2 rRNA genes are annotated in these 1,494 nt (G+C 57.3%); both read right to left on the bottom strand.

The features are described 5' to 3' along the window. Positions 1 to 69: ribosomal RNA gene (rrf, locus tag KUL93_RS11160) — 5S ribosomal RNA — on the bottom strand; the annotation flags it as partial. A 98-nt stretch (positions 70 to 167) separates the two neighbouring features. Continuing rightward, positions 168 to 1,494, bottom strand: a 23S ribosomal RNA gene (locus KUL93_RS11155); the annotation flags it as partial.

Here is a 1,494-nt window from a genome sequence, read left to right as displayed (position 1 = left end):
GGCGCTGCCTTGTTTCACGGTCCTGTTCGGGATGGGAAGGCGTGGTGCCAAGGCGCTATGGTCGTCAGACTCGAAGCTGGTGTGACGCTTTGGAACGGCGTGTGGGTTTTAGGTAGGGGGTGCGTTTTGGGTGATGTGTGTGTGGGTTTATGTGGCGTTACGGCCATAGGATCAAGCCGGTCGGGCAATTAGTACGGCTCAGCTCAACGCCTTGCGGCGCTTACACATGCCGCCTATCGACGTGGTGGTCTTCCACGGCCCTGATAGGGAAGTCTCATCTTGGGGCGAGTTTCGCGCTTAGATGCTTTCAGCGCTTATCTCTTCCGCACTTAGCTACCCGGCGGTGCCACTGGCGTGACAACCGGTACACCAGAGGTGCGTCCACTCCGGTCCTCTCGTACTAGGAGCAGCTCCCCTCAAACTTCCTACGCCCACGGCAGATAGGGACCAAACTGTCTCACGACGTTTTAAACCCAGCTCACGTACCTCTTTAAATGGCGAACAGCCATACCCTTGGGACCGACTACAGCCCCAGGATGAGATGAGCCGACATCGAGGTGCCAAACACCGCCGTCGATGTGAACTCTTGGGCGGTATCAGCCTGTTATCCCCAGAGTACCTTTTATCCGTTGAGCGATGGCCCTTCCATGCGGGACCACCGGATCACTAGGACCTGCTTTCGCACCTGCTCGGCTTGTGGGCCTTGCAGTCAAGCACGCTTATGCCCTTGCACTTACAGCGCGATTTCCGACCGCGCCAAGCGTACCTTCGTGCTCCTCCGTTACCTTTTAGGAGGAGACCGCCCCAGTCAAACTGCCTGCCATGCACGGTCCCGGGTGGGGATGCACCCACCGCGGTTAGAACCTCGATGGGGCCAGGGTGGTATTTCAAGGACGGCTCCACCGAAGCTGGCGCTTCGGCTTCTTTGCCTCCCACCTATCCTACACAGGCCACATCAAAGTCCAATGCAAAGCTGCAGTAAAGGTTCATGGGGTCTTTCCGTCTAGCCGCGGGTAGATTGCATCTTCACAACCACTTCAATTTCGCTGAGTCCCAGCAGGAGACAGTGGGGCCACCGTTACGCCATTCGTGCAGGTCGGAACTTACCCGACAAGGAATTTCGCTACCTTAGGACCGTTATAGTTACGGCCGCCGTTTACCGGGGCTTCGATCAGGAGCTTGCACCCCATCACTTAACCTTCCGGCACCGGGCAGGCGTCACACCCTATACGTCGACTTTCGTCTTTGCAGAGTGCTGTGTTTTTAGTAAACAGTCGCAGCCCCCGATTCTCTGCGACCCCCATGCGCTTCAGGGGCAAGCCCTTACACGCTCAGGGGCACACCTTCTCCCGAAGTTACGGTGTCAATTTGCCGAGTTCCTTCTGCTGGGTTCTCTCAAGCGCCTTGGTGCTTTGACACCAGCCCACCTGTGTCGGTTTGCGGTACGGTCACCGTGCAACTGAAGCTTAGAGGCTTTTCCTGGAAGCTTGGGAT

This window comes from Hydrogenophilus thiooxidans (assembly GCF_019049855.1).
GTDB classification, from domain to species: domain Bacteria; phylum Pseudomonadota; class Gammaproteobacteria; order Burkholderiales; family Rhodocyclaceae; genus Hydrogenophilus; species Hydrogenophilus thiooxidans.
Note: the sequence above shows the minus strand (reverse complement) of the source record. Positions and strands in the feature narration are given on the sequence as shown.